Below are 21675 nucleotides of genomic sequence, written 5' to 3' on the forward strand. Positions count from 1 at the left end.
AGGAATGGTCGGGTTCGTGGCGCGGACCCGACCGTTCCTGCTCACGAACGCGCGCCCGCGTCGCCTGACACCGGGCAGCGCTCGCTGCGCGGGCGACCTGCGCGGGCGACCTGCGCGGGCGACCTGCGTGGGGGCCTGTGGTGAGGCGTTGCGACATCGTGGTCGTCGTACGACAGCGACGATGTCGCCCGGGGTCCGCACCCGCCGCTTCGGGGGACGCCCGACGCGAGCAGCGCTCAGGATTCCTCGGTAGGCAGGACGTGTGCAGACCGAACCACGAGCAACCCAACCCCCGGTCGGCGTGCCGTGGCACGGTGCGACCTTCGTGTCGGCGTTCCCACGGTTCTTCCGCGGCTACGCCGTGTTCCGGGGGCGCGCCGCACGACCGGAGTTCTGGTGGTGGGCGCTGTGGTCGTTCCTCATCGTCCAGGCCCTGCAGATCCCCTGGGCCATCGGCATCGTGACGTGGCGACCGGGCCCGGTGAGTGCAGCCGACTCGGCGATGCTCGACGACGCGATGCGCTCGTTCAACCCGTTCCCGGTGTGGGGGTACCTGCTGGGTTCCCTCCCACCGATCGCGCAGATCGGCATCGGGCTCTACGGCGTCGTCCTGCTCGTCATCGCGCTGCCCTGGATCGCGATCGCGGTCCGGCGCCTGCACGACTCGGGCCGTTCGGGGTGGTGGGTGCTGCTCTACCTGGTGCCGATCGGCAACATCGTGCTGCTGGTGCTCCTGGCGCAGCCGTCCGACCAACGCGGGGCGCGGTTCGACCGACCGGCCTGACCGGGGTCCGCAGGCCGCACGACGCCGGGGGACCCCCGCCTCGGAGTGATCCGGTGAGCAGGAATGGTCGGGTTCGTGGCGCGGACCCGACCGTTCCTGCTCACGAACGCGCGCCAGCGGCCCGCACGCCCGCGGCCCACGCACCAGCGAGGCCAAGCGCCCGGCGGTACCGTCGGATGGTGCGCACCGAGGTCCTCCGTTACACCGCCTTCGCCGCCGAGCCCGGGGGCGGCAACCCCGCCGGCATCGTCCTGGACGCGTCCGGCCTGTCCGACGACGACATGCTCGCGATCGCACAGGAGGTCGGCTACCCCGAGACCGCCTTCGTCACCGGGCGCACCGAGGCGGGCGCCCGCGTGCGGTACTTCTCGCCGGCGGCCGAGGTCCCGTTCTGCGGTCACGCGACCATCGCCACCGCGGTCGTGCTCGCCGAGCGCGAGGGCCTCGGACGCCGGGTCTTCACGACCGCCGCGGGCGAGATCGCCCTCGACGCCACGGCCGCCCCGGACGGCAGCGTCCAGGTCGCGATGACGAGTGTCCCTCCCGAGTCCCGTCCGCTCGACCCCGACCTGCGCGACCGGCTGTTCGCCCTGCTCGGCCTGACGATCGACGACGTCGCGCCGGACTTCCCGGTGCTCGAGTCCTTCGCGGGGAACTGGCACCCGGTGATCGTCCTCGCCGACGTCGAGCTGTTCCACCAGTTCCGCTTCGCCCCGGAGCCCCTCGCCGCCCTGAAGCGCGAGGCGGGCTGGGCGGGGACGGTCACGGTGCTGCACCGGACGGGCGCGCTGGAGTACGAGGCGCGCAACCTCTTCCCGGCCGGTCGGATCACCGAGGACCCGGCGACGGGATCGGCAGCGGCGTCGACCGGCGCGTACCTCCGCGAGGTCGGCGCGGTCCAGCCCGACGACCGCGTGGTGATCCGACAGGGACGGCACGTCGGGCGGCCGAGCGTGCTGCTCGTCGACGTCCCGGCGACCGGCGGCATCACCGTGACCGGAGGCGCCACCCCGGTCTGAGCCGCCAGGGAGCGTGACCGAATCGACACGAACAGGCTCTTGACACGGATAAGTAAATACGGTGGAGTAATCCTGCGCGCGGGTGACGGAGCCCGCGAACATCCCGTGCAAAGGAGCACCGATGAAACGCCGCACCCGAATCATCGCCGGTCTCGCAGCCGTGGCAGTCGCCGCGGTCGGACTGGCGGGTTGTTCCAGCTCAGGGTCTGCCTCGAGCGACACCATCAAGATCGCCTACCAGAAGTTCGGCGCCTTCCAGCAGCTCGACGCCCAGATGAAGGTCGTCAAGAAGGAGTACGAGAAGGAGTACCCGGGCAAGAAGGTCACCCTCGTGCCGATCCAGGCGCAGGGCAACGACTACTACACGAAGCTCGCGCTCATGAACAAGGCACCGGCCACCGCACCGGACGTCATGTACGAGGACACCTTCCTCATCAAGGCCGACGCCCAGGCCGGGTACCTCCTGCCGCTCGACGAGTACGTGGCCAAGTGGAAGGACTGGGACCAGTTCTACGACAACGCCAAGCAGGCCGGCGAGGGTGTCGACGGCAAGACCTACGGCGTCTCGATGGGCACTGACACCCGGGCCCTCTGGTACAACAAGGACATCTTCAAGGAGGTCGGCCTGCCGGTCCCGTGGCAGCCGAAGACCTGGGACGACGTCCTCGCCGCGGCGAAGACCATCAAGGAGAAGGACTCCGGCGTCATCCCGTTCAACATCTACTCGGGCAAGGCGCAGGGCGAGGCCTCGACCATGCAGGGCTTCGAGATGCTCCTGTACGGGGCGGACGGTTCCGGCAACACGCTCTACAAGGACAAGAAGTGGGTCACGGGCTCGAAGCAGTTCCAGGACTCGCTGCAGTTCGTGAAGGACGTCTACCAGGGCGGCCTCGGCCCGACACCGCAGCAGGCGCTCGACACGAACGTCGGCACGACCATCGCGCAGACGTGGCTGCCCCAGGGCAAGCTCGCGATCGACCTCGACGGCTCGTGGCAGTCCGGCACGTGGCTGAAGACCGGCACCGCGCCGTGGGCTGAGTGGAACGACGTGATGGGCCAGGCAGCGTTCCCGACGCAGAACGGTCAGGAGCCCGGCTACAACTCCATGTCGGGTGGTTGGACGCTCGCGATCGGCAAGAACTCGAAGGCCCCGCAGGCCGCGTTCGACTTCATCACGAAGTTCCTCGACAAGGACGGCTCGCTGAAGTACGACACCGAGAACAGCCAGATCGCCGTGCGCAAGGACGTCGCCGAGGACAGCGCCTACACCGACGCGAACCCCACGTTCAAGTTCTTCTCCGGGCTGGTGGAACACACCAACTTCCGCCCGGCGACGAGCGACTACTCGCAGGTCTCGAACGCGATCCAGGTCGCGATGGAGTCGGTCATGACCGGGCAGCAGACACCGAAGCAGGCGGCTGCCGCGTACGACACGGCCGTCGAACAGGTCGTCGGCAAGGACAACACCGTCTCCGCCGGTTGACGCTCGTCACCACCTGACGGACTGGAGGCGCGGCTCGCGTCGTGCGCCGCGCCTCCCGTCCGTCACCACCCACCTTCGGAACCCTCTCCGCACCCGGAAGGCAACCAACCGTGTCCAGCACCCCCCTCGCGCCGACCCTGTCGGCGCCCGGTGCGCCGAAGCGCACCGATCCGCCGGTCCCGCGCAAGCGGAAGCCGCTGCGGAACGTCGGACGGGCCGTCCCCCTCCTGCCCGCCGTCGTCCTCCTCGTCATCTTCCTGCTCGGCCCCGTCATCTCGTCGTTCTACGGGTCGTTCACCAACTCCGCCCTCACCGGCGTCGGTGCCTCCGACCAGCAGTTCGTCGGGCTGAAGAACTACGTCGAGCTCTTCCAGGACCCGGACTTCCCGAAGTCCGTCATCCTCACCATCGTCTTCCTGCTCGCCTCCGCCGTCGTCGGCCAGAACGTGCTCGGTCTCGGGCTGGCCCTCCTCATGCGGAGCGCCAACAAGGTCATCCGGTCCATCGTCGGTACGTTCGTCGTCGCCGCGTGGGTGCTCCCCGAGATCGTCGCGTCGTTCGCCGCGTACGCGTTCTTCAACGACGAGGGCACGCTCAACGAGTTCCTGAAGACCATCGGGATCACCGGGCCGAACTGGCTGTACACGTACCCGATGCTCGCGGTCATCCTCGCGAACATTTGGCGCGGGACGGCGTTCTCGATGCTCGTCTACTCCGCCGCCGTGCAGGAGGTCCCCGAGGAGATCACCGAGTCCGCCGAGGTCGACGGTGCCGCCGGCTGGCAGCGCCTCGTGTACATCACGCTCCCGGTCATCCGGCGGTCGATCTCGACGAACCTCATGCTGACGACGCTGCAGACGCTGTCGGTGTTCACGCTCATCTTCGTGATGACCGGCGGCGGCCCCGGCACGAACTCGTCGACGCTGCCGATCCTGGCGTACCAGGAGGCGTTCAAGTTCTCGCAGCTCGGCTTCGGGACTGCGATCGCCACGATCCTGCTCATCGTGGGCGCGGTCTTCTCGATCATCTACATCAAGGCACTGAAGCCGGAGGTGGACTGACCATGGCCCTCACCGCTGACCGTCCGGTCTCGAACGCCACCCGCGCGGTGACCGCCCCCGGTGCGCTGCACATGACCTCGCCGCGCGGCCGCACGATGCGCTGGGTGTCGAACGTCGTGCTGCTCGTCATCGCCGTGTGCTTCGCCGTGCCGCTGCTGTGGCTCGTGCTCGCCTCGCTCGACACGCAGGCGTCGCTGTCCGTGAAGATGCCGACGCAGTTCACGCTCGACAACTTCGCGAAGGTGCTCACACCGGACCTGTCGTTCATCCCGCTCGGGAACAGCCTGCTGCTCTCCGGCGGCACGGCGGTCGTCACGGTCGTCGTCGCGATCCTCGCCGCCTACCCGCTGTCCCGCTACAAGATGCGGGTGAACAAGCCGTTCCTCTACAGCATCCTGTTCGGCACCGGCCTGCCGATCACCGCGATGATGGTCCCCGTCTACGCGCTGTTCGTGTCGCTGAACCTCATCGACAACGTGTGGGGCTGCATCTTCTTCCTCGCCGCGACCAGCCTGCCGATGGCCATCTGGATGGCGAAGAACTTCATGGATTCGGTGCCGATCTCGCTCGAGGAGGCGGCGTGGACCGACGGCGCCTCGATGCTCACCACGCTGTGGCGGATCGTCATCCCGCTCATGCGCCCGGGCATCGCCGTGGTGTTCATCTTCGTGTTCATCCAGGCCTGGGGGAACTTCTTCGTCCCCTTCGTGCTGCTCCTCTCGCCCGACAAGGTGCCCGCCGCGGTGAGCATCTTCAACTTCTTCGGCCAGAACGGCGCCGTCGCCTACGGGCAGCTCGCCGCGTTCTCGATCGTGTACTCCGTACCGGTCATCGCCCTCTACGTCCTCGTGTCCCGAGGCCTCGGCGGCGGCAACGCCCTCGCCGGTGGCATCAAGGGCTGACACACCCGTCCGCGGGCCGCGCCGTCGGCCCCTCGCCGGGCCGCGCCGCCGGCCCACCTGCTGGGAAGGAATCCCTCCATGCACTCCGACGAACCGCTCGTCCACGCCCGGATCGCCCGACTGGTCCGCGACCGCATCGACCCCGCCGTGCACCGCCGCTCGGCCCCGGTCACGATCGACGCCTGGCAGGTGCCGGACGAACCGGTGCCCTTCGCCACCGCCGTCGCCGCCGACTACACGCCGTTCGACGGCGGCGCCTGGGGCGGGAAGCCCTGGGGCACGACGTGGTTCCGGATCCGCGGCACCGTCCCGGCCGACTTCGGCACCGCGCCCGGCACCACCGCCGAGCTCCTCGTCGACCTCGGCTTCACCAAGCGCAACCCCGGCTTCCAGGCCGAGGGGCTCGCGTGGCGTCCGGACGGCACGACGATCAAGGGCATCGAGCCGCACAACGACACCGTGCCGCTCGAGGTCGGGCCCGGCGAGTCCTTCGAGCTCTACGTCGAGGCCGCCGCCAACCCCGACATCGGCGGCGACTCGTTCCAGGGCGCGACGCCGCTCGGTTCGAAGTCCACCGCCGGATCGGACCCGATCTACCGGGTCCGCCGCATCGAACTCGTCGAGCGCGACGACACCGTGTGGGAACTCCAGCAGGACTTCTGGGTCCTCCGTGGCCTGATGGGGGAGCTCCCCACGGACGGCACGCGTGGCGCGGACCTGCTGCGCGGCCTCGAGCGTGCCGCCGACGCCCTCGACCCCGACGACGTCGCCGGCACCGCGGTCGACGCCCGGGCCGTGCTCGCGCCGCTGTTGGCCGTCGGGGCGTCCGGGTCCGCCGGTCGCGCCGTCGCGGTCGGCCACGCGCACATCGACTCGGCCTGGCTGTGGCCGGTGCGCGAGACGATCCGCAAGTGCGCCCGCACCTTCTCGAACGTGCTCGACCTGATGGACCGCGACCCGGACTTCACGTTCGCGTGCTCGTCCGCCCAGCAGTACGCCTGGATCCGTGACGGCTACCCGTCGATCTGGGCCCGCATCAAGCAGCGCGTCGCCGAGGGCCGGTGGATCCCGGTCGGCGGCATGTGGGTCGAGTCGGACACGAACCTCCCCGGCGGCGAAGCCCTCGCCCGGCAGTTCGTCGCCGGCAAGCGGTTCTTCCTCGAGGAGTTCGGCATCGACACCCCCGAGGCCTGGCTCCCGGACTCGTTCGGCTACTCGGGCGCGCTGCCCCAGATCGTCCGCGCCGCGGGCTCCAAGTGGTTCGTCACGCAGAAGCCCTCGTGGAACGAGACGAACGTCATCCCGCACACCTCCTTCCACTGGGAGGGCATCGACGGGTCCCGCGTCCTCACCCACCTGCCCCCGGCGGACACCTACAACTCGGACGTCTCGCCCGCCGACCTGCACCGCGGCGAGCGGCAGAACAAGGAGCGCGGCGTCGCCAACACGTCGATGCTCCTGTACGGCTTCGGCGACGGCGGTGGCGGACCCACCCGCGAGATGGTCGCGGCGGCACGGCGCCAGCACGACCTCGACGGATCGCCCCGGGTCGACCTCGGCACCCCGGCGCAGGTGTTCGAGGAGATCGAGGCCACCCTGCCGACGCCGTCGGTGTGGTCCGGAGAGATGTACCTCGAGTTCCACCGCGGCACGTACACGTCCCAGATCCGGACGAAGCAGGGCAACCGGCGCTCCGAGCACCTGCTCCGCGAGGCCGAGCTCTGGGCGTCCACCGCGGCCGTCCGCCTCGGGCTCGACTACCCGTACGAGGAGCTCGAGGAGGCCTGGCACACGGTGCTGCTGCAGCAGTTCCACGACATCCTGCCGGGGTCCTCGATCGCCTGGGTCTACGAGAACGCCGAGGCGAACTACGCCGAGGTCGCCCGGGTCCTCGAGGGGCTCATCGGCAACGCCACGACGGCGCTCGCGAACGGCGGGGCCGCGGCGCTCGCCGGGGTCGGGGCGTCGTCGTCGACGGTGGCCGGCGGCGGCAGTGCGCTGCTCGACGCGCCGTCCGGCGCCGACGCCGTCGGCGGGAGCGGCTCGTCCGGGAACGTCGTGCGCTTCAACGCATCGCCCGTCACCGCGGGGGGCGCAACCGCCCTGGGTGGTTCGCTCGCCCCGGCACCGCGAGCCGTGCCTCCCGTCCGGAACGGCGACCACTTCGTCTTCGACACCGGCGTCGTCACGGCGACCGTCGACGCGGCCGGTCACGTCGTGTCGCTCGTCGACCACGCGACCGGCCGCGATGCCGTCGCACCCGGTGCCGCAGCCGCCGAGTACACCGTGTTCCGCGACACCCCGAACCAGTGGGAGGCGTGGGACATCGACCGCGCCTACCAGCGCAACGGCACGGTGCTCACGGCGTCCTCGGTCGAGGTCGACGGTCCGTCGCTCGTCGTGCAGCGGACCTTCGGGTCGTCGTCGATCACCACCCGGTACTCGGCGGTCGACGGCGAGGCCGAGCTGACCATCGAGACCGAGGTGGACTGGCACGAGCGGCAGAAGCTGCTCAAGCTCGCGTTCCCCCTCGACGTCCGTGCGTCGTCGGCCTCGAGCGAGATCCAGTTCGGGCACATCGACCGCCCGACGCACCAGAACACCTCGTGGGACATGGCCCGCTTCGAGACGAGCGCCCACCGCTGGGTGCACGTCGCCGAGCCGGGGTTCGGTGTCGCCGTCGCGAACGACTCCACCTACGGGCACGACATCACCCGGACCACCCGGGCCGACGGCGGGACCACGACGCTCGTCCGCGAGTCGCTGCTGCGCGCCCCGACGTTCCCGGACCCGCACGCCGACCAGGGGCACCACGTGTTCCGCACCGTGCTGCGGGTGGGCGCGTCGGTCCTCGACGCCGCCGACAGCGGCTACCGGCTCAACCTGCCGGTGCGCACGGTGGAGGGGACGACCACGGTCGACCCGCTCGTCACGGTGTCGTCGCCGCAGGTGTTCGTGGAGGCGGTGAAGCTCGCCGAGGACCGCTCCGGCGACGTCGTCGTGCGGCTCTACGAGGCGTCCGGTGGGCGGGCTGCCGACGTTGGCGTCGACTTCGGGTTCGACGTCGCCACGGTGACGGCGGTGGACCTGCTGGAACGTGGGCTGGGGGACTCGTGGGAGTCGGGGGAGCCGGTCGTGCTCACGCTCCGACCCTTCGAGATCGTCACCCTGCGGGTACGCCGGGCCTGAGGCAGCGGGGCCGGCGAGGGAGACCGCGGCGCCGGACGGGACTCGGGTGCGTTCCGTCCGGCGCCGTGCTGCGCTGGCGGGTGGGTGCTGGTGCTGGTGCTGGTGGGTGCTGGTACCCGGTCGTTCCGGGCGTAGCTGGTCGAATCGGGCGTCCCAGGTCGAAAGTTCCGACCAGGTACGCCCGATTCCGGCAGGGATCGCGCCCGTCATGGGAAGGAACGTTCACTCCTCCACACCAGGGCGGGCCTGGAGGCGCGTCCACAGTTCACGACGCCGGCCTGCTGAGCGCGTGGCTGGTCGGGCATCGTCGCGTGCATGGACGAACCGCTGCCCATCCTCCGGGCCTCCACCACCCGCGAAGCCGGCCTCGACGCCAGCACCCTGCGTCGACGGACACGGCTGCGCGGCGCCGGTCGGCTCGTCCGTGCGGGGCCGAACGCCTTCGTCGACGGCGCAGCCTGGGACGCCGCCGGGCCCCGGCAGCGGTACGTCACTCGTGTGTACGCGCGGCTCGGTCGGCTCGGCACGCGGGCGACCATCTCCCACGCGTCCGCCGCTGCGGTGCACGGGCTGCCCTCGCTCGGCGGGTGGAGCATGCCCGTCCACGCGACCGTGCCGGAGTCGATGTACCGCGCCCGGACGTCGGAACTGGTCCTGCACACCCGTCCGGTGTCCGCCGCCGACCGGATCCGAGCGGGCGACCTCGCGATCACCACGGTCCCGCGGACCGTCATCGACATCGCGATGACGGACGACCTGCGGACCGGTGTCGTCGTGGCCGACGCGGCGCTCCGCAGCGGCATCGGGCGAGACGACCTCTGGCGAGCCGTGCACCCGAGCGCCCGGGGACGGGCACGCGCCGCACAGGTCGTCGACCTCGCCGACGCACGATCGGGTTCGCCGGCGGAGTCCCTCGCGCGCGTGGTCTTCCGCGAGCTCGGGCTGCCCGTGCCCGTGCTGCAGCAGGAGTTCGTGGTCGGAGGTCGTCGGTTCGCCGTCGACTTCTGGTTCCCGGACGAGGGGGTCGTCATCGAGATCGACGGACGCGCCAAGTACACGCAGGAGCGGTACCTCGGCGGACGCGACCAGACCGAGGTGTTCCTGGACGAGAAACGTCGTCATGCCCGCCTGCTCACCGTGGCGGGCGTTCGAACGGTCCTCCGCGTCGAGTGGCGCGAACTGTTCGACCTCGACGCACTGGCGGTCCGGTTCCGTGCCGCGGGTCTCCCGTGTGCGATCCGACCGGTGCGGAGCGCTCGACACCCCGCGCCCACACCGAACCGGTGAGCCCGCTCGGTGTTCAACGCTGCTCGTTCTTTCCCAAAGCGTCCGCGATGAAAGGTGTTTCCGGGCGTACCTGCCCGAAACTTCGGACCAGGTACGCCCGAAACGAGCAAGTACGCCCGAAGCGACCAGGTACCGCCGAAGCTGGCGCGCCCGCGTCGCGGCGCGGCGCGCCCGCGGGGCAGGCGCGCCTACGAGCGCAGGGCCTCGACGGCCTTCTCGATCCGGCGCTGCCGGGTCTCCGGGGCCTTCGCCTGCTCGACCGGGTCGACGAGGGCCCGCTGCCGAGAGTTCGAGAGCGTGTCGAACGCGCCCCGGACACCGGCCTCGTGCAGGGCCGTCGCCAGGTCCCCCGGCACGTCGATCACCCGCGGCTGCGCGTCGACCTCGATGGTGACCTCGACCGTGTCGCCGGCCGCGACTCCCGCAGCGGCGCGGTGCTCCGCCGACAGCGGGACGAGGGACTGATCGGCCATCACGCCGATCGACGAACGGTACGTGTAGGCGCCGTTCAGGGTGACCACCACCGGTGGTCGGCGCCCCGCGCCCAGCGCCTCGACGACGTCGGACGGGACCGGCAGACCGGTCGCCGTCTTCCGCGCCTGCAGGACGGTCGTCGTGAACTGCATGCGTGCCTCCTGGACTGTGCCGAACCGGCGCCTGCGCCGACAGTCGAGACCGTACAGCCGCACCCGCTGTTCCGCCACCGTTCACCACGGCAGCACTGGTCGGAAACCGGCCGCGTCCACGATCGTCCAGGACCCGGATCCCGGGTCCGTCCCGATCACCCGAAAGGCACACCCCGTGCAGCACAAGCGCACCCTCGCCGGCATCGCCCTGGCCGCCGCCGCCATCGTCACCCTCGCCGGCTGCTCGGCCACGAGCTCGGCCAGCACCACCAAGGACGACACCGACTGGAAGACCGCCACGAGCGCCGAGTCCGCCGGGGGCATGGACGCCCTCGTGAAGGCCGCCAAGGCCGAGGGGCAGCTCAACGTCATCGCGCTGCCGCCGTCGTGGGCCAACTACGGCAAGATCATCGACGGTTTCACCAAGAAGTACGGCATCAAGATCACCTCCGCGAACCCGAACGGCTCGAGCGCCGACGAGGTCGCCGCCGTGAAGTCGCAGAAGGGCCAGTCGACCGCGCCCGACGTGCTCGACCTCGGCAACGCCGTGCTGCAGCAGAACCTCGACCTGCTCACCGACTACAAGGTCGCGAACTGGAGCGACATCCCCTCGAACCTCAAGGATGCGGACGGCGCCTGGACCCGCGACTACACCGGTCTGATGTCGATCGGCTACGACTCGTCGAAGATCACCGACGCCCCGAAGGACCTCGACGACCTGCTCGGCTCCGAGTACAAGGGCAAGGTCGCGATCTCGGGTGACCCGACGCAGGCGAACCAGGCCGCTTCGGCGGTGTACCTCGCGGCGCTCGAGAACGGCGGCTCGGCCGACGACATCACCAAGGGTGTGGAGTACTTCGGCAAGCTGAAGCAGGCCGGCAACTTCCAGAACGTGCTGCCGACGCAGGCGACGGTCGCCTCGGGTGAGACCCCCGTCGTCATCCAGTGGTCGTACAACAACCTCGCATGGGGCCCGGCCGCCGGTGCCTCCGGGAACAAGAACTGGAAGACCGTCGTCCCCGAGGGACAGGCCCTCGCCTCGTACTACTCGCAGGCGATCAACAAGGACGCCCCGCACCCGGCCGCCGCGCGCCTCTGGCAGGAGTACATCGCGAGCCCGGACGTGCAGAACCTGTACCTCCAGGCCGGAGCCTTCCCGTCCACTCTGGCCGCGCTCGAGAAGTCGGGCAAGGTCGACCAGGACGCCCTCGACGCCGCAGGTGGCGCGCCGAAGGACTCCGTCGAGCTGACCGACGAGCAGGCCACCGCCGCGGCCAAGGTGCTGTCGGCCAAGTGGGCCTCGACGATGGGCTCCTGAGCAGCATGACCACCGCATCGGCACCGGGCGCCGGCGGGAACCCGCTCGTCGGGGCACCCGGCCGTGGGACCGCTCCGGCACCCGTCCCGGCCGGACCCGCCGCGACGACCGCGGCCACCCCTCCGGCGACGACCGCCGATGCCACCGCCCGCCGCGCCGCCGGCCCCCGGGTCCGGCGGCGAGGCGGCGTCGCGTGGCTCGGCCTCACCCCGTTCGCCGTCTACGTCCTGCTGTTCCTCGCCGTCCCCGCGGTGATCGCGGTCGGCAGTGGCTTCTTCACGAGCAGCGGCGCGTTCACCTTCGCGAACCTCGCCGCGTTCGCCGACCCGTCGGTGCTCCGCGCCTTCGGGGGCTCGTTCGGCCTGTCCGCCGTGTCCGCCGTGATCGGCGCCGTGATCGGCGCCGTCGTGTGCTGGGCGCTCGCCGCGCTCCGACCCGACGGTCTCGTCCGGTCGATGATCGACGCGGCCGCGAGCGTCCTCGCCCAGTTCGGCGGTGTCATGCTCGCGTTCGCGTTCATCGCCACGATCGGGGCGCAGGGACTCGTCACCACCTGGTTGGTGTCCGCCCTGCACATCGACCTCAACGCCGACGGCACCTTCCTGTACACGGTGCCCGGGCTCGTCATCCCCTACGTCTACTTCCAGGTGCCGCTGATGGTCCTCACGTTCATGCCGGCCCTCGAGGGCGTCAAGGCCCAGTGGGGTGAGGCAGCCGCCACCCTCGGGGCGTCGCGCGCGACCTACTGGCGACGGATCGCGCTGCCCGTGCTCGCGCCGGCGTTCTGGGGATCGCTGCTGCTCCTCTTCGCGAACGGGTTCTCGTCGTTCGCCACGGCTGCGGCGCTCATCTCCCAGGGCGGGATCGTGCCGTTGACGATCCGGACCCAGCTCACCAGCGAGACGATCATCGGGCTGCAGAACGTCGCCGGCGTGCTCGCCTTCGGCATGGTCGTCGTGATGGCCCTGGTGATGGGCGCCTACTCGCTGCTGCAGCGTCGGGCAGCGCGGTGGCAGCGATGAGCGCGGCCACCGGCGGGCGCACGGTCCGGCCGCGACGGACGGGAGGCGCGACCCGCGTCGGCCGCTTCGGCGCGGCCCCGTCGCGGGTCACCGCCGCGATCGTGCTCGTCGTGATCGGCCTCGTGTTCGCCGTCCCCCTCGTCGCCCTCGCGCAGTTCACCTTCCGCCAGGGGACCGACGGCAGCCTGACGCTCGCGCACTACACGGCACTCGTCGACCCGGTGAACGCGGCGACCTACCAGCCGGTGTTCGACGGGCTCGGCGCCTCGCTGCTCATCGCGCTCATCACCGTGGCGATCGTGCTGCTCGTGCTGCTGCCGGCCCAGATCATCACGGCCCTGCGGTACCCGAGGCTCCGCCGGGTCCTCGAGTTCGTGTGCATCGTGCCGATCACCGTGCCCGTGGTCGTCCTCGTCGTCGGGTTCATCCCCGTGTACCAGGTCGTCGCGCAGGTCTTCGGCTCGGACGCGTGGACGCTGTCCTTCGCGATCGGCATCATCGCGCTGCCCTTCGCGTTCCGACCGATCGCCGCGGCCATCACCGCGATGGACATGTCGGTGCTCTCCGAGGCCGCCCGGTCGCTCGGCGCCTCGTGGTGGACCGTGACGTGGCGGGTGCTCCTGCCGAACCTCCGTCGCGGCATCACGGCCGCCTGCTTCCTGACGATCACGGTCGTCCTCGGCGAGTACACCCTCGCCTCGTTCCTCTCCCGCACGACGTTCCAGACCGCGCTCCTGCTCGTGCAGTCGACCGACCCCTACGTCGCCGCGATCTTCTCGCTCGCCGCACTCGTCTTCGGATTCGTGCTGCTCGTCCTCATCGGCCGGGTCGGCTCCCGCCGCCGTGCCCCGAAGGAGTCCGCATGACCGTCACCGCCCCCGCCGCCCCGGCGTCGCTCGCGACCGACGGCGCGATCGTCGAGCTCGACGGCGTCGAGAAGCACTACGGCGCGCACCGTGCCCTCGCCGGGCTGTCGCTCCGCATCGAACCCGGTGAGTTCGTGTCGCTGCTCGGCCCGTCCGGGTGCGGCAAGACGACCGCGCTCCGGGCGCTCGCGGGCCTCGAGGGCATCGACGCCGGGTCGATCCGCATCGACGGTCAGGACGTCGCCGACACCCCGGTCGACAAGCGGGACATCGGCATGGTGTTCCAGCAGTACTCGCTGTTCCCGCACATGACGGTCCGGCAGAACGTGGCGTTCGGCCTCGAGATGCGCCGCGTGCCGGCCGCCGCCCGCCGCGAGCAGGTCATCGACGCGCTCGACATGGTGCACCTCGCCGAGTTCGCCGACCGGTACCCGCACCAGCTCTCCGGTGGGCAGCAGCAGCGCGTCGCCCTCGCCCGGGCACTCGTCACCCGGCCCCGCGTGCTCCTGCTCGACGAGCCCCTGTCGGCGCTCGACGCCAAGGTGCGGGTCTCTCTGCGCGACGAGATCCGGCGCATCCAGAGCGACCTCGGCATCACGACCGTGTTCGTCACCCACGACCAAGAGGAGGCGCTCGCCGTCTCGGACCGCATCGCGGTGATGAACGCCGGCGGCATCGAGCAGATCGGCACGCCGGAGGAGCTCTACCGCTCCCCGTCGTCGGCGTTCACGGCGGACTTCGTCGGGCAGTCGAACCGCCTCCGCGGTGACCTGCGCGGTGGGGACGTGTTCGTGTACGGGTTCCGTGTGCCGGCACTCGACGCCGCGGCACCGGACGGCCCGGTCCTCGCCTACGTCCGCCCGGAGGACGTCGCCTTCGCGTCGGAGGGCGTCACCGGCACGGTCGTCGCGTCGAGTTTCCTCGGGTCGATCCGACGGACGACGGTCCGGCTCGACGACGACACGGTCGTGACGGTGCAGCACGAGGTCGGGGACCGCCGCGTTGCCGGCGACGCCGTCGCCGTGCGGCTGCTCGGCGCCCCCGTCGCGGTCGCTCCGCTCGGGTAGCGGCGACGAGCCACTCCGCTCGCGGAGCGGCGACGGGCTGCCCCGGCGAGACCGAGTCTCGGCTGGGCGGACAGTTCCGCGACGCTCCGACGGCGAAACTGTCCGCCTGCGCGAGACTCGGCTGCGCACTTGCGGACGGGAGGCGCGGTGCGGGCTGGCACCGCGCCTCCCGTCCGGTGATCAGCGCTGGAAGCGCGTGGCCGGGTCGTCGGACAGGGCCGCGTCGATGCGTGCCCGCATGGTCGCGGGCATCTCGGGCAGGGCATCGAGCCGTGCCCAGAAGGCCTCGGTGTTCTCGCCGTCGGCGGGGAACGGGTCGCCGGACACGTACCGGCAGGCGAACACGAGGTCGAGGTACTGCGCCCGGTCACCGTTCGGGTAGGTCATCTCCGGCAGGACATGCACCCACGCCAGGCGTTCGGCGACCGCGACGACGTCCGCCTCCTCGAGCACCTCGCGCTCCGCGGCGACGGCGGGCTCCTCACCCGGATCGACGATGCCGGTCACCGGCGTGAAGGCGAGGTTGTCGGCCCGGCGGACGACGAGCAGCTCGCGATCAGTGCCCTCGCCGCGCGTCACGACGGCGGTGACCCCGGTGAGCCAGAGCGGGTCGTTCCCGATCTTCGAGCGGAGGGACAGGACGAAGTCAGGCGTGGGCATGCCGCCACGCTACCGACACCGCACCCTGTCGCGGACTGGTCATGACCAGTAGGCTGTGACCGTGGAGATCATCATCCTGCCCACGCCGGCTGAGGTCGGTCGCGTCGCCGCGGCCAAGATCGCTTCCGTCGTCGCGAAGAAGCCGTCCGCCGTCATCGGAGTCGCCACCGGGTCCAGCCCACAGGGCATCTACGCCGACCTGCGACGTCGCGTCGAGGCGGGGGAGATCTCGTTCGCCGAGGCCCGCGCCTTCGCGCTCGACGAGTACGTCGGCATCCCGCTCGAGCACCCCGAGTCCTACGCCTCGGTGATCCAGCGCGACGTCATCGACCCGCTCGGCTTCGAACCCTCCCGCGTCCGGGTCCCGGACGGTCGCGCCGACGACCTCGAGTTCGCGGCGAAGGAGTACGACGCCGCCATCCGGGCCGCCGGCGGGGTGGACGTGCAGATCCTCGGGATCGGCGCGAACGGGCACATCGGGTTCAACGAACCGACGTCCTCGTTCGCGTCCCGCACGCGCATCAAGACGCTCGCCCCGTCCACGCGTGAGGCGAACGCCCGGTTCTTCGACAGCCTCGACCAGGTCCCGACGCACTGCATGACGCAGGGGCTCGGCACCATCCTCGATGCTCGCGAGCTCGTCCTCGTCGCCCAGGGTTCGTCGAAGGCCGACGCCGTTGCCGCCGCGGTCGAGGGTCCGCTGTCGTCGTTCGTCCCCGGGTCCGCGCTGCAGCTGCACGAGCACGCGACCGTCGTCGTCGACGAGGAAGCCGCCGCGGGGCTCACGCTCGCCGACTACTACCGGTACACGTACGCGAACAAGCCGGCCTGGCAGCTGTTCGAGTGAGTCCCCGGCTCAGCCGCCCGTGCGCCGCGACCACGCGGTGTGCAGGCGGCTGAGTCCTTCGTCGAGGGTCTCGGCCGAGCACCCGAAGTTCAGCCGGGCGAAGCCGGCTCCCTGCCGACCGAAGTCCGGGCCGCTGCTGAGCGCCACCTTCGCCTCGTCGACGAGGTGTGCGGCGGGGTCGTCGCCCCACGGCAGCGCGCGCAGGTCGAGCCACGCCAGGTAGGACGCCTGCGGCTGCCGGTAGCCGGCACCGGGCAGCACCGCACCGATGCGCTCGGCCAGGGTGCGGCGGTTCGCGGCGAGCTCGGTCAGCAGCGACGCGAGCCAGGGGCCGCCCTCGCTGAACGCCGCCACGCTCGCGGTGTACCCGAGGATCCCGGTGCGCTCCACCACCTCGGTCGGCATGCCGTCGAACCACGCTCGCGCCCGGTCCGAGGCACCGACCATGAGCGCGCACTTCGTCCCCGCGAGGTTCCAGGCCTTGCTCGCGCTGGTCAGGGCGACGCCGAGGTCGGCGGCCTCGGGACACGAGTCGAGGAACGGCGTGAAGGTCGCATCCGGGTGCACGAGCGGTGCGTGGATCTCGTCGGAGACGACCACCGCGTCCCACTCGGCGGCGAGCCGGGCGAGGGCGGCCAGGTCGTCCCGGGTGTGCACCAGCCCGAGGGGGTTGTGCGGGTTGCACAGCAGCACCGTCCGGGCGCCGTCCGCGAACGCTCGGCGGATGCCGTCGAGGTCCATCCGCCAGCCGGCCGTGTTGTCGAACGGGTCCGCCGCGCCCTCTGGCGCGAGCAGCGGGACCTCGGTCACGGAGCCGCCGGCCTCGGCGACGTACTCCCAGAACGGCGGGTAGACCGGCGGCATGATGACGATCTGGTCGCCGGGTTCGATCACCCGGCGGAGCGTCTCCACCGCGGCCACCGAGACGTCCGTGGTCGTCCGGACCATGTCGGGGTCGAGTCGCCACGACCAGCGGGCCTCGGCGAAGTCGGCGAACGCCTCGGGGAGCGCCCGGCCGTGCCCGACGTAGCCGGTGTCGCCGTTCGTGACCGCGGCCACGAGGGCGTCCCGCACCGGCTCGGCGAGCATGCTGTCCATCTCGGCGACGAACATCGGCAGCACCTCCGGCGGGTGTGCCGTGTACTTCTCGCTGGTGCGGGTGCGGTGCGCATCGAAGAGGGAGACCATGACGCTCATGGGGCCATCCTCGCAGCGGACGGTGTGATCTGGACCTCAGTCGAGGTCGGCGAGGGTGTACGGTCCACGCCGACGTGAACAGCGGGGGAGCGCTCGGTGACCGACCGCACGTCCCCCGTCCGATGGGTCTAGCGTCGCCGACGTGAACCGTTCCCGCGTGCACCGTCGCCCGCTCCTCCGCCCGCTGCCGCTCGCCGCGGTGGCCACGATCGCCGCGTTGCTCGGGACGGGGATGGTCGCCGCACCGGCGGTCGCCTCGCCTTCGGGACAGGCAGGGCAGGAGACCCGGACCGTCTCCGACCCCGCCCGGTACGTCGACCCGTTCATCGGCACGAGCGGCGACGGCAACACCTGGCCCGGTGCCACCGCGCCGTTCGGCATGCTGCAGTGGAGCCCGACCGGCACCGCGGGCGACCAGACCTCGACCCCGGTAGCGAACGGCTACTCGTACGACGTGGACCGGCTGCGCGGGTTCAGCCTGACGCACCTGAACGGTGCCGGCTGCGCGCCGGGAGCCGCCGGTGACGTGCCGATCATGCCCGTCACGACCCCGGTCACGACCTCGCCGTCGTCCGACTCCACCGACGCGGTCTACGCCGCCGGCTACTCGCACGACGACGAGTCCGCGAGTCCCGGTCGGTACAGCGTCGCGCTCGACAACGGCGTCCGCACCGACCTCGCCGTCACGACGCGTGCCGGCGTCGGCGAGTTCGCGTTCCCCGCCGGGAAGGCCGCGAACCTGCTCTTCCGCACCTCGAACTCGATCAACGGCAGCGAGGCCGCGACCACCCGCGTCGACGCCCGCACCCGCACCGTGAGCGGCAGCGTCCTGACCGGCGGCTTCTGCAGCCGCCGTGCGAACGGCGGCGGCGCCACCAACCCGGACCGCCGCAGCTACTACCGCCTGTTCTTCACGGCCACCTTCGACCGGGCGTTCACGAGCACGGGAACGTGGCAGGACGGCACGGTCCAGCCGGGAGGCACGGCCTCCTCCGGTGGGGAGGGGTACCTGACCGGCGCCGACCGCGCCGGACGCGGCTCCGGCGCGTGGGTCGGGTTCGACGCGCGTCGCGGTGCAACGGTGCGCGCGCGGATCGGCATCTCGTACGTGAGCGCCGCAGGAGCGATCGCGAACCGCGACGGCGAGGTGACCCCGCGCGCGACCGTCGCCAGCGTGGCGGCCGGCACCCGCGCCTCCTGGAACCGTGAACTGTCGCGCCTGCGCGTCGGGGGCGGCACGACGGACCGGACCACCCAGCTGTACACGTCCGTCTACCACGCACTCATGCAGCCGAACACGCTGAACGACCGCGACGGCCGCTACCTGGGGCCGGACCAGCGGGTGCACCGGATGGACCGCGGACACCGGGCCGTCTACGGCACGTACTCCGGGTGGGACCAGTACCGGGCGCAGATCCAGCTGCTCGCCCTGCTGCGGCCGGACGTCGCCGGGGACATGGCCCAGTCGATGCTGCGGTTCGCCGAGCAGAACGGCGGCGTGTGGGACCGATGGCTGCACCTCGGTGTCCCGACGCACGTGATGACGGGGGACCCCTCGGCGGCGACGCTCGCCACCTGGTACGCCATGGGGGTCCGGAACTTCGACGTGCGGGCCGCCTACCAGTCGCTGAAACGTCAGGCGACCGTCGAGAACGCCGACGCCGAGAGCGACATCGGCTGCCCGGGACAGTGCCTCGCGCAGCGGCCGGCGCTCGACGAGTACCTCGAGCGGCACTACGCCGCGAACGACGACTGCTCGTGCTGGGGTGGCGCTGCCGAGACGCTCGAGGACTCGATCTCCGACAGCGCGCTCGGGTACTGGGCGGGGTCCCTCGGGCTGCGCTCCGACGCCCGGATGTTCGCGGAGCGCGGGACCTACTGGAAGAACACGTTCAACGCGGCCGTCGGCTACCAGGCCGCTCGCCAGGAGGACGGCTCGTGGACGCCCGACTGGTCGCCCTCGACCGGCACCGGGTTCGCGCAGGGCACGAGTGCGCAGTACACCTGGCTCGTCCCGCAGGACGTGCAGGGGCTGTCGACGGCGTTGGGTGGCGACGACGCGGCGGTCGCGCGGCTCGACGCGTTCTTCCACGACAGCGCCGGTGCGTTCGCGGTGACCGGCGGCGACGCCACGAAGTTCGACCCGACGAACGAGCCCGACATCCACACGCCGTGGATGTACAACGCGCTCGGGAAGCCGTGGAAGACGCAGGAGACCGTGCGGCAGGTCGTCGACGACGCCTACACGACCGGTCCGAGCGGGCTGCCCGGGAACGACGACCTCGGCACGATGAGCGCCTGGTACGTGTTCGCGTCGATCGGGTTGTTCCCGCAGACGCCCGGGCGGGTGGAGATGCTCGTGGGGAGCCCGACGTTCACCACCGTCGACATCCGGCGGTCGAGCGGGGAGCGGATCGCGATCCGCTCGTCGAGCACGGACCCGTTCGTGCACGGTGCGCGGTTGAACGGGCGGACCCTCGAGAAGTCGTGGGTGCCAGCGTCTTTCGTGACCCGCGGTGGCACGCTGTCGCTCCGGGTCGGGGACACCGCGGACACGACGTGGGCGACCGGCGCTCGGGAACGCCCGATCGACCGCTGACCCGGGGTGATGCTCGTCCTTCGGTGGTGCGGTCGGCGGCGGGGTCTGCGCCGCGCGGTGCCGAGTGGCGACGCGGTCTCCGCGCGCCGACGCTTTCGTCGCCCACGGCGCAGGTCGAGCGGCAAGCCGACGGGCTTCGGCTTCGTGCTTCCCCCTGCCACGGGAACCAGGGTACGGCGCGCACCGATTACTCAGAGAGCGTCGGCGGAACAGCCAGCACGCTGGCCGGAGGGATCTGGTCCTGATGTGCAGGCCCTACGATCGACCCGACAGAGGGGGACCATCATGACCGAACTCGCCGACTGGGAGACCGAGGGCGCCAAGGCCCGACCCGCGTCGCCGGACGAGCGGAACCGGGTACCAGCACCGGCCGCACTCCGCGCCACGACCTGGATCGGGCTGCTGCTGCTCGTCGCGGCGGTCTTCGTGCTCGCGGGTGCGTCGTACCTCGGCGTCCGCGAGGACGAGACCGAGTCGCACGCCCTCGCCCGACTCGTGATCGTCGTCGTCATCGGGGTCGGTGTCGCCGTGGTCGGAGCGGTCGCCCTGTTGCTCCGGCTCGTCGCAGGAGCACTCGCCCGGCGGTGACCGGGTCAGCCCAGCTCGCGCCCGCCGCCCCACACCCGCTGCACGTCGAGCGTCGGTGACAACGCCACGAGGTCGGCCGCGTAGCCCGGCGCGAGCCGCCCCAACCGGTCGCCGAGCCCCAGTGCTGTAGCCGGCACGCTCGTCAGGGCCGCGACGGCCTCGGGCAGCGTCCGTCCGGCGAGCGGGACCGCGTTCCGCAATGCCACGTCCTGCGTCAACGTCGACCCCGCGATGGTGTTCGTTCCGGCGACGTGCGCGACGCCTTCCGTCACGGTGACGTCGAGCGACCCGAGCCGGTAGGAGCCGTCGGCCGCGCCAGCAGCACCCATCGCATCGGTGATGAGCGCGACCCGGCCCGGGGCAGCGCGCAGCAGGGTGTCCGCGACGACCGGGTGCACGTGCACGGCGTCGAGGATGAGCTCGAGCGTCACGCGGTCGTCCGCCACGGCGGCACCGATCGGCCCCGGCGCACGGTGGTGCAGCCCCGGCATCGCGTTGAACGCGTGGGTCAGCAGCGTTGCACCGGCGTCGAACGCGGCACGGGCCTGGTCGTAGGTGCCGACGGTGTGGCCGACGGCGACGGTGACCCCGGCGGCGACGAACCGGCGGACGGCGTCGAGGGCGCCGGGGAGTTCCGGGGCGACGGTGACCTGGCGGATGACGCCCTCGCCGGCTTCGAGCAGCGCCTCGACCGCGGCCGGCGACGGGTCGATCAGGAACGACTCGTTGTGTGCGCCCTTGTTGTGCGGGGAGAGGAAGGGGCCCTCGAGGTGGACGCCGAGCACGAGCGGGTCGTCGGCCATCACCGCGCGGATGCGGTCGAGCGACGCCGTGAGCGCGGGGACCGGGTTCGCGACGAGGGACAGGACCGAGCGGGTCGTGCCGTGCGCGCGGTGCACGGCGAGGGCGGCACCGACGGCTTCGTCCTCGTAGGCGACCCCGCCACCCCCGTGCCCGTGCAGATCGATGAAGCCGGGCACGAGGACCGCGTCGCCGAGGTCGACGACCTCGTCGACCGACGTCGCCGCCGGTCCCTCTGGACCGGAGCCGACCGCGTGGATGCGGTCACCGACGACGAGGACCCAGCCGTCCGCGGTGGAGCCGCCGGCATCGACGACGTGGGCCGACCGGAACAGGGTGCGCCGCGCCTCCTGGCCGAC

18 protein-coding genes are annotated in these 21675 nt (G+C 71.4%); 14 read left to right on the forward strand and 4 right to left on the reverse strand.

Annotated features, from left to right (window positions below; all coding sequences use genetic code 11):
* The first annotated feature begins 262 nt into the window (after nucleotides 1–262).
* The 7 genes from ACNQOV_RS09740 (at nucleotide 263) to ACNQOV_RS09770 (ending at nucleotide 9725) form a co-directional block, all read left to right on the forward strand.
* The gene (locus tag ACNQOV_RS09740) at nucleotides 263–784 is read left to right on the forward strand and encodes a DUF805 domain-containing protein (protein ID WP_042724054.1); all 522 of its coding nucleotides are present in this window, start codon (nucleotides 263–265) and stop codon (nucleotides 782–784) included.
* Nucleotides 785–960: 176 nt separating this feature from the next.
* Nucleotides 961–1803 (forward strand): PhzF family phenazine biosynthesis protein, encoded by an 843-nt coding sequence (locus ACNQOV_RS09745; protein ID WP_416394339.1) that lies wholly within the window; start codon nucleotides 961–963, stop codon nucleotides 1801–1803.
* Nucleotides 1804–1924: 121 nt separating this feature from the next.
* Complete coding sequence (locus ACNQOV_RS09750) at nucleotides 1925–3286, forward strand: extracellular solute-binding protein (protein WP_416394340.1); 1362 nt, start codon at nucleotides 1925–1927, stop codon at nucleotides 3284–3286.
* Nucleotides 3287–3396: 110 nt separating this feature from the next.
* Entirely contained in the window at nucleotides 3397–4347 is a 951-nt protein-coding gene (locus tag ACNQOV_RS09755) for a carbohydrate ABC transporter permease (protein WP_022908316.1), read from the forward strand.
* 2 nt (nucleotides 4348–4349) lie between these two features.
* Nucleotides 4350–5249, forward strand: coding sequence for a carbohydrate ABC transporter permease (locus tag ACNQOV_RS09760; protein WP_022908315.1), 900 nt, complete (start codon nucleotides 4350–4352; stop codon nucleotides 5247–5249).
* A gap of 78 nt (nucleotides 5250–5327) precedes the next feature.
* Entirely contained in the window at nucleotides 5328–8438 is a 3111-nt protein-coding gene (locus tag ACNQOV_RS09765; protein ID WP_416394341.1) for an alpha-mannosidase, read from the forward strand.
* Nucleotides 8439–8753: 315 nt separating this feature from the next.
* The gene (locus ACNQOV_RS09770; protein WP_416394342.1) at nucleotides 8754–9725 is read left to right on the forward strand and encodes a hypothetical protein; all 972 of its coding nucleotides are present in this window, start codon (nucleotides 8754–8756) and stop codon (nucleotides 9723–9725) included.
* A 188-nt stretch (nucleotides 9726–9913) separates the two neighbouring features.
* On the opposite strand, the gene ACNQOV_RS09775 is transcribed toward ACNQOV_RS09770, so the two are convergent.
* Nucleotides 9914–10351, reverse strand: a complete 438-nt coding sequence (locus ACNQOV_RS09775; RefSeq protein ID WP_416394343.1) for a YdeI/OmpD-associated family protein — start codon at nucleotides 10349–10351, stop codon at nucleotides 9914–9916.
* 175 nt (nucleotides 10352–10526) lie between these two features.
* Between ACNQOV_RS09775 and ACNQOV_RS09780 the strand changes: the two genes are divergently transcribed.
* Genes ACNQOV_RS09780 through ACNQOV_RS09795 form a run of 4 tightly spaced genes read left to right on the forward strand, consistent with a single transcriptional unit; the run spans nucleotide 10527 to nucleotide 14624 of the window.
* A complete protein-coding gene (locus tag ACNQOV_RS09780; RefSeq protein ID WP_402266941.1) occupies nucleotides 10527–11669 on the forward strand; it encodes an ABC transporter substrate-binding protein in 1143 nt (380 codons plus the stop codon).
* Between the two features lie 5 nt (nucleotides 11670–11674).
* Complete coding sequence (locus ACNQOV_RS09785; RefSeq protein WP_416394344.1) at nucleotides 11675–12691, forward strand: ABC transporter permease; 1017 nt, start codon at nucleotides 11675–11677, stop codon at nucleotides 12689–12691.
* Entirely contained in the window at nucleotides 12688–13557 is an 870-nt protein-coding gene (locus ACNQOV_RS09790) for an ABC transporter permease (protein WP_022908310.1), read from the forward strand. Before ACNQOV_RS09785 ends, ACNQOV_RS09790 begins: the two co-directional genes overlap by 4 nt.
* Nucleotides 13554–14624, forward strand: a complete 1071-nt coding sequence (locus tag ACNQOV_RS09795) for an ABC transporter ATP-binding protein (RefSeq protein WP_416394346.1) — start codon at nucleotides 13554–13556, stop codon at nucleotides 14622–14624. Before ACNQOV_RS09790 ends, ACNQOV_RS09795 begins: the two co-directional genes overlap by 4 nt.
* A gap of 180 nt (nucleotides 14625–14804) precedes the next feature.
* Here the strand turns inward: ACNQOV_RS09795 and ACNQOV_RS09800 are convergent, their stop codons facing one another.
* Complete coding sequence (locus tag ACNQOV_RS09800) at nucleotides 14805–15284, reverse strand: NUDIX hydrolase (RefSeq protein WP_416394347.1); 480 nt, start codon at nucleotides 15282–15284, stop codon at nucleotides 14805–14807.
* A 61-nt stretch (nucleotides 15285–15345) separates the two neighbouring features.
* Between ACNQOV_RS09800 and nagB the strand changes: the two genes are divergently transcribed.
* Nucleotides 15346–16131, forward strand: coding sequence for a glucosamine-6-phosphate deaminase (gene nagB, locus ACNQOV_RS09805; protein ID WP_416394348.1), 786 nt, complete (start codon nucleotides 15346–15348; stop codon nucleotides 16129–16131).
* 9 nt (nucleotides 16132–16140) lie between these two features.
* Here the strand turns inward: nagB and ACNQOV_RS09810 are convergent, their stop codons facing one another.
* A complete protein-coding gene (locus ACNQOV_RS09810) occupies nucleotides 16141–17328 on the reverse strand; it encodes a MalY/PatB family protein (RefSeq protein ID WP_416394349.1) in 1188 nt (395 codons plus the stop codon).
* A gap of 142 nt (nucleotides 17329–17470) precedes the next feature.
* Here ACNQOV_RS09810 and ACNQOV_RS09815 point away from each other — a divergent pair, with 142 nt between their 5' ends.
* Together ACNQOV_RS09815 and ACNQOV_RS09820 are read left to right on the forward strand one after the other, a co-directional pair.
* Nucleotides 17471–19927, forward strand: coding sequence for a GH92 family glycosyl hydrolase (locus tag ACNQOV_RS09815; RefSeq protein WP_416394350.1), 2457 nt, complete (start codon nucleotides 17471–17473; stop codon nucleotides 19925–19927).
* A 285-nt stretch (nucleotides 19928–20212) separates the two neighbouring features.
* Nucleotides 20213–20515, forward strand: coding sequence for a hypothetical protein (locus ACNQOV_RS09820; protein ID WP_416394351.1), 303 nt, complete (start codon nucleotides 20213–20215; stop codon nucleotides 20513–20515).
* Between the two features lie 5 nt (nucleotides 20516–20520).
* Here the strand turns inward: ACNQOV_RS09820 and nagA are convergent, their stop codons facing one another.
* Nucleotides 20521–21651: an N-acetylglucosamine-6-phosphate deacetylase gene (nagA, locus tag ACNQOV_RS09825; RefSeq protein ID WP_416394371.1), complete on the reverse strand. Its 1131-nt coding sequence runs from the start codon at nucleotides 21649–21651 to the stop codon at nucleotides 20521–20523.
* Nucleotides 21652–21675: the final 24 nt, after the last annotated feature.

The organism is Curtobacterium sp. LFS084 (assembly GCF_047977705.1).
Taxonomy (GTDB): Bacteria; Actinomycetota; Actinomycetes; order Actinomycetales; family Microbacteriaceae; genus Curtobacterium.

Bases quoted from the DNA above. Each gene is read 5' to 3' on its own strand.
- ACNQOV_RS09745 (WP_416394339.1), top strand. From the start codon at position 961: ATGGTGCGCACCGAGGTCCTCCGTTACACCGCCTTCGCCGCCGAGCCC.
- ACNQOV_RS09750 (WP_416394340.1), top strand. From the start codon at position 1,925: ATGAAACGCCGCACCCGAATCATCGCCGGTCTCGCAGCCGTGGCAGTC.
- ACNQOV_RS09760 (WP_022908315.1), top strand. From the start codon at position 4,350: ATGGCCCTCACCGCTGACCGTCCGGTCTCGAACGCCACCCGCGCGGTG.
- ACNQOV_RS09765 (WP_416394341.1), top strand. From the start codon at position 5,328: ATGCACTCCGACGAACCGCTCGTCCACGCCCGGATCGCCCGACTGGTC.
- ACNQOV_RS09770 (WP_416394342.1), top strand. From the start codon at position 8,754: ATGGACGAACCGCTGCCCATCCTCCGGGCCTCCACCACCCGCGAAGCC.
- ACNQOV_RS09775 (WP_416394343.1), bottom strand. From the start codon at position 10,351: ATGCAGTTCACGACGACCGTCCTGCAGGCGCGGAAGACGGCGACCGGT.
- ACNQOV_RS09785 (WP_416394344.1), top strand. From the start codon at position 11,675: ATGACCACCGCATCGGCACCGGGCGCCGGCGGGAACCCGCTCGTCGGG.
- ACNQOV_RS09790 (WP_022908310.1), top strand. From the start codon at position 12,688: ATGAGCGCGGCCACCGGCGGGCGCACGGTCCGGCCGCGACGGACGGGA.
- ACNQOV_RS09795 (WP_416394346.1), top strand. From the start codon at position 13,554: ATGACCGTCACCGCCCCCGCCGCCCCGGCGTCGCTCGCGACCGACGGC.
- ACNQOV_RS09800 (WP_416394347.1), bottom strand. From the start codon at position 15,284: ATGCCCACGCCTGACTTCGTCCTGTCCCTCCGCTCGAAGATCGGGAAC.
- ACNQOV_RS09810 (WP_416394349.1), bottom strand. From the start codon at position 17,328: ATGAGCGTCATGGTCTCCCTCTTCGATGCGCACCGCACCCGCACCAGC.
- ACNQOV_RS09820 (WP_416394351.1), top strand. From the start codon at position 20,213: ATGACCGAACTCGCCGACTGGGAGACCGAGGGCGCCAAGGCCCGACCC.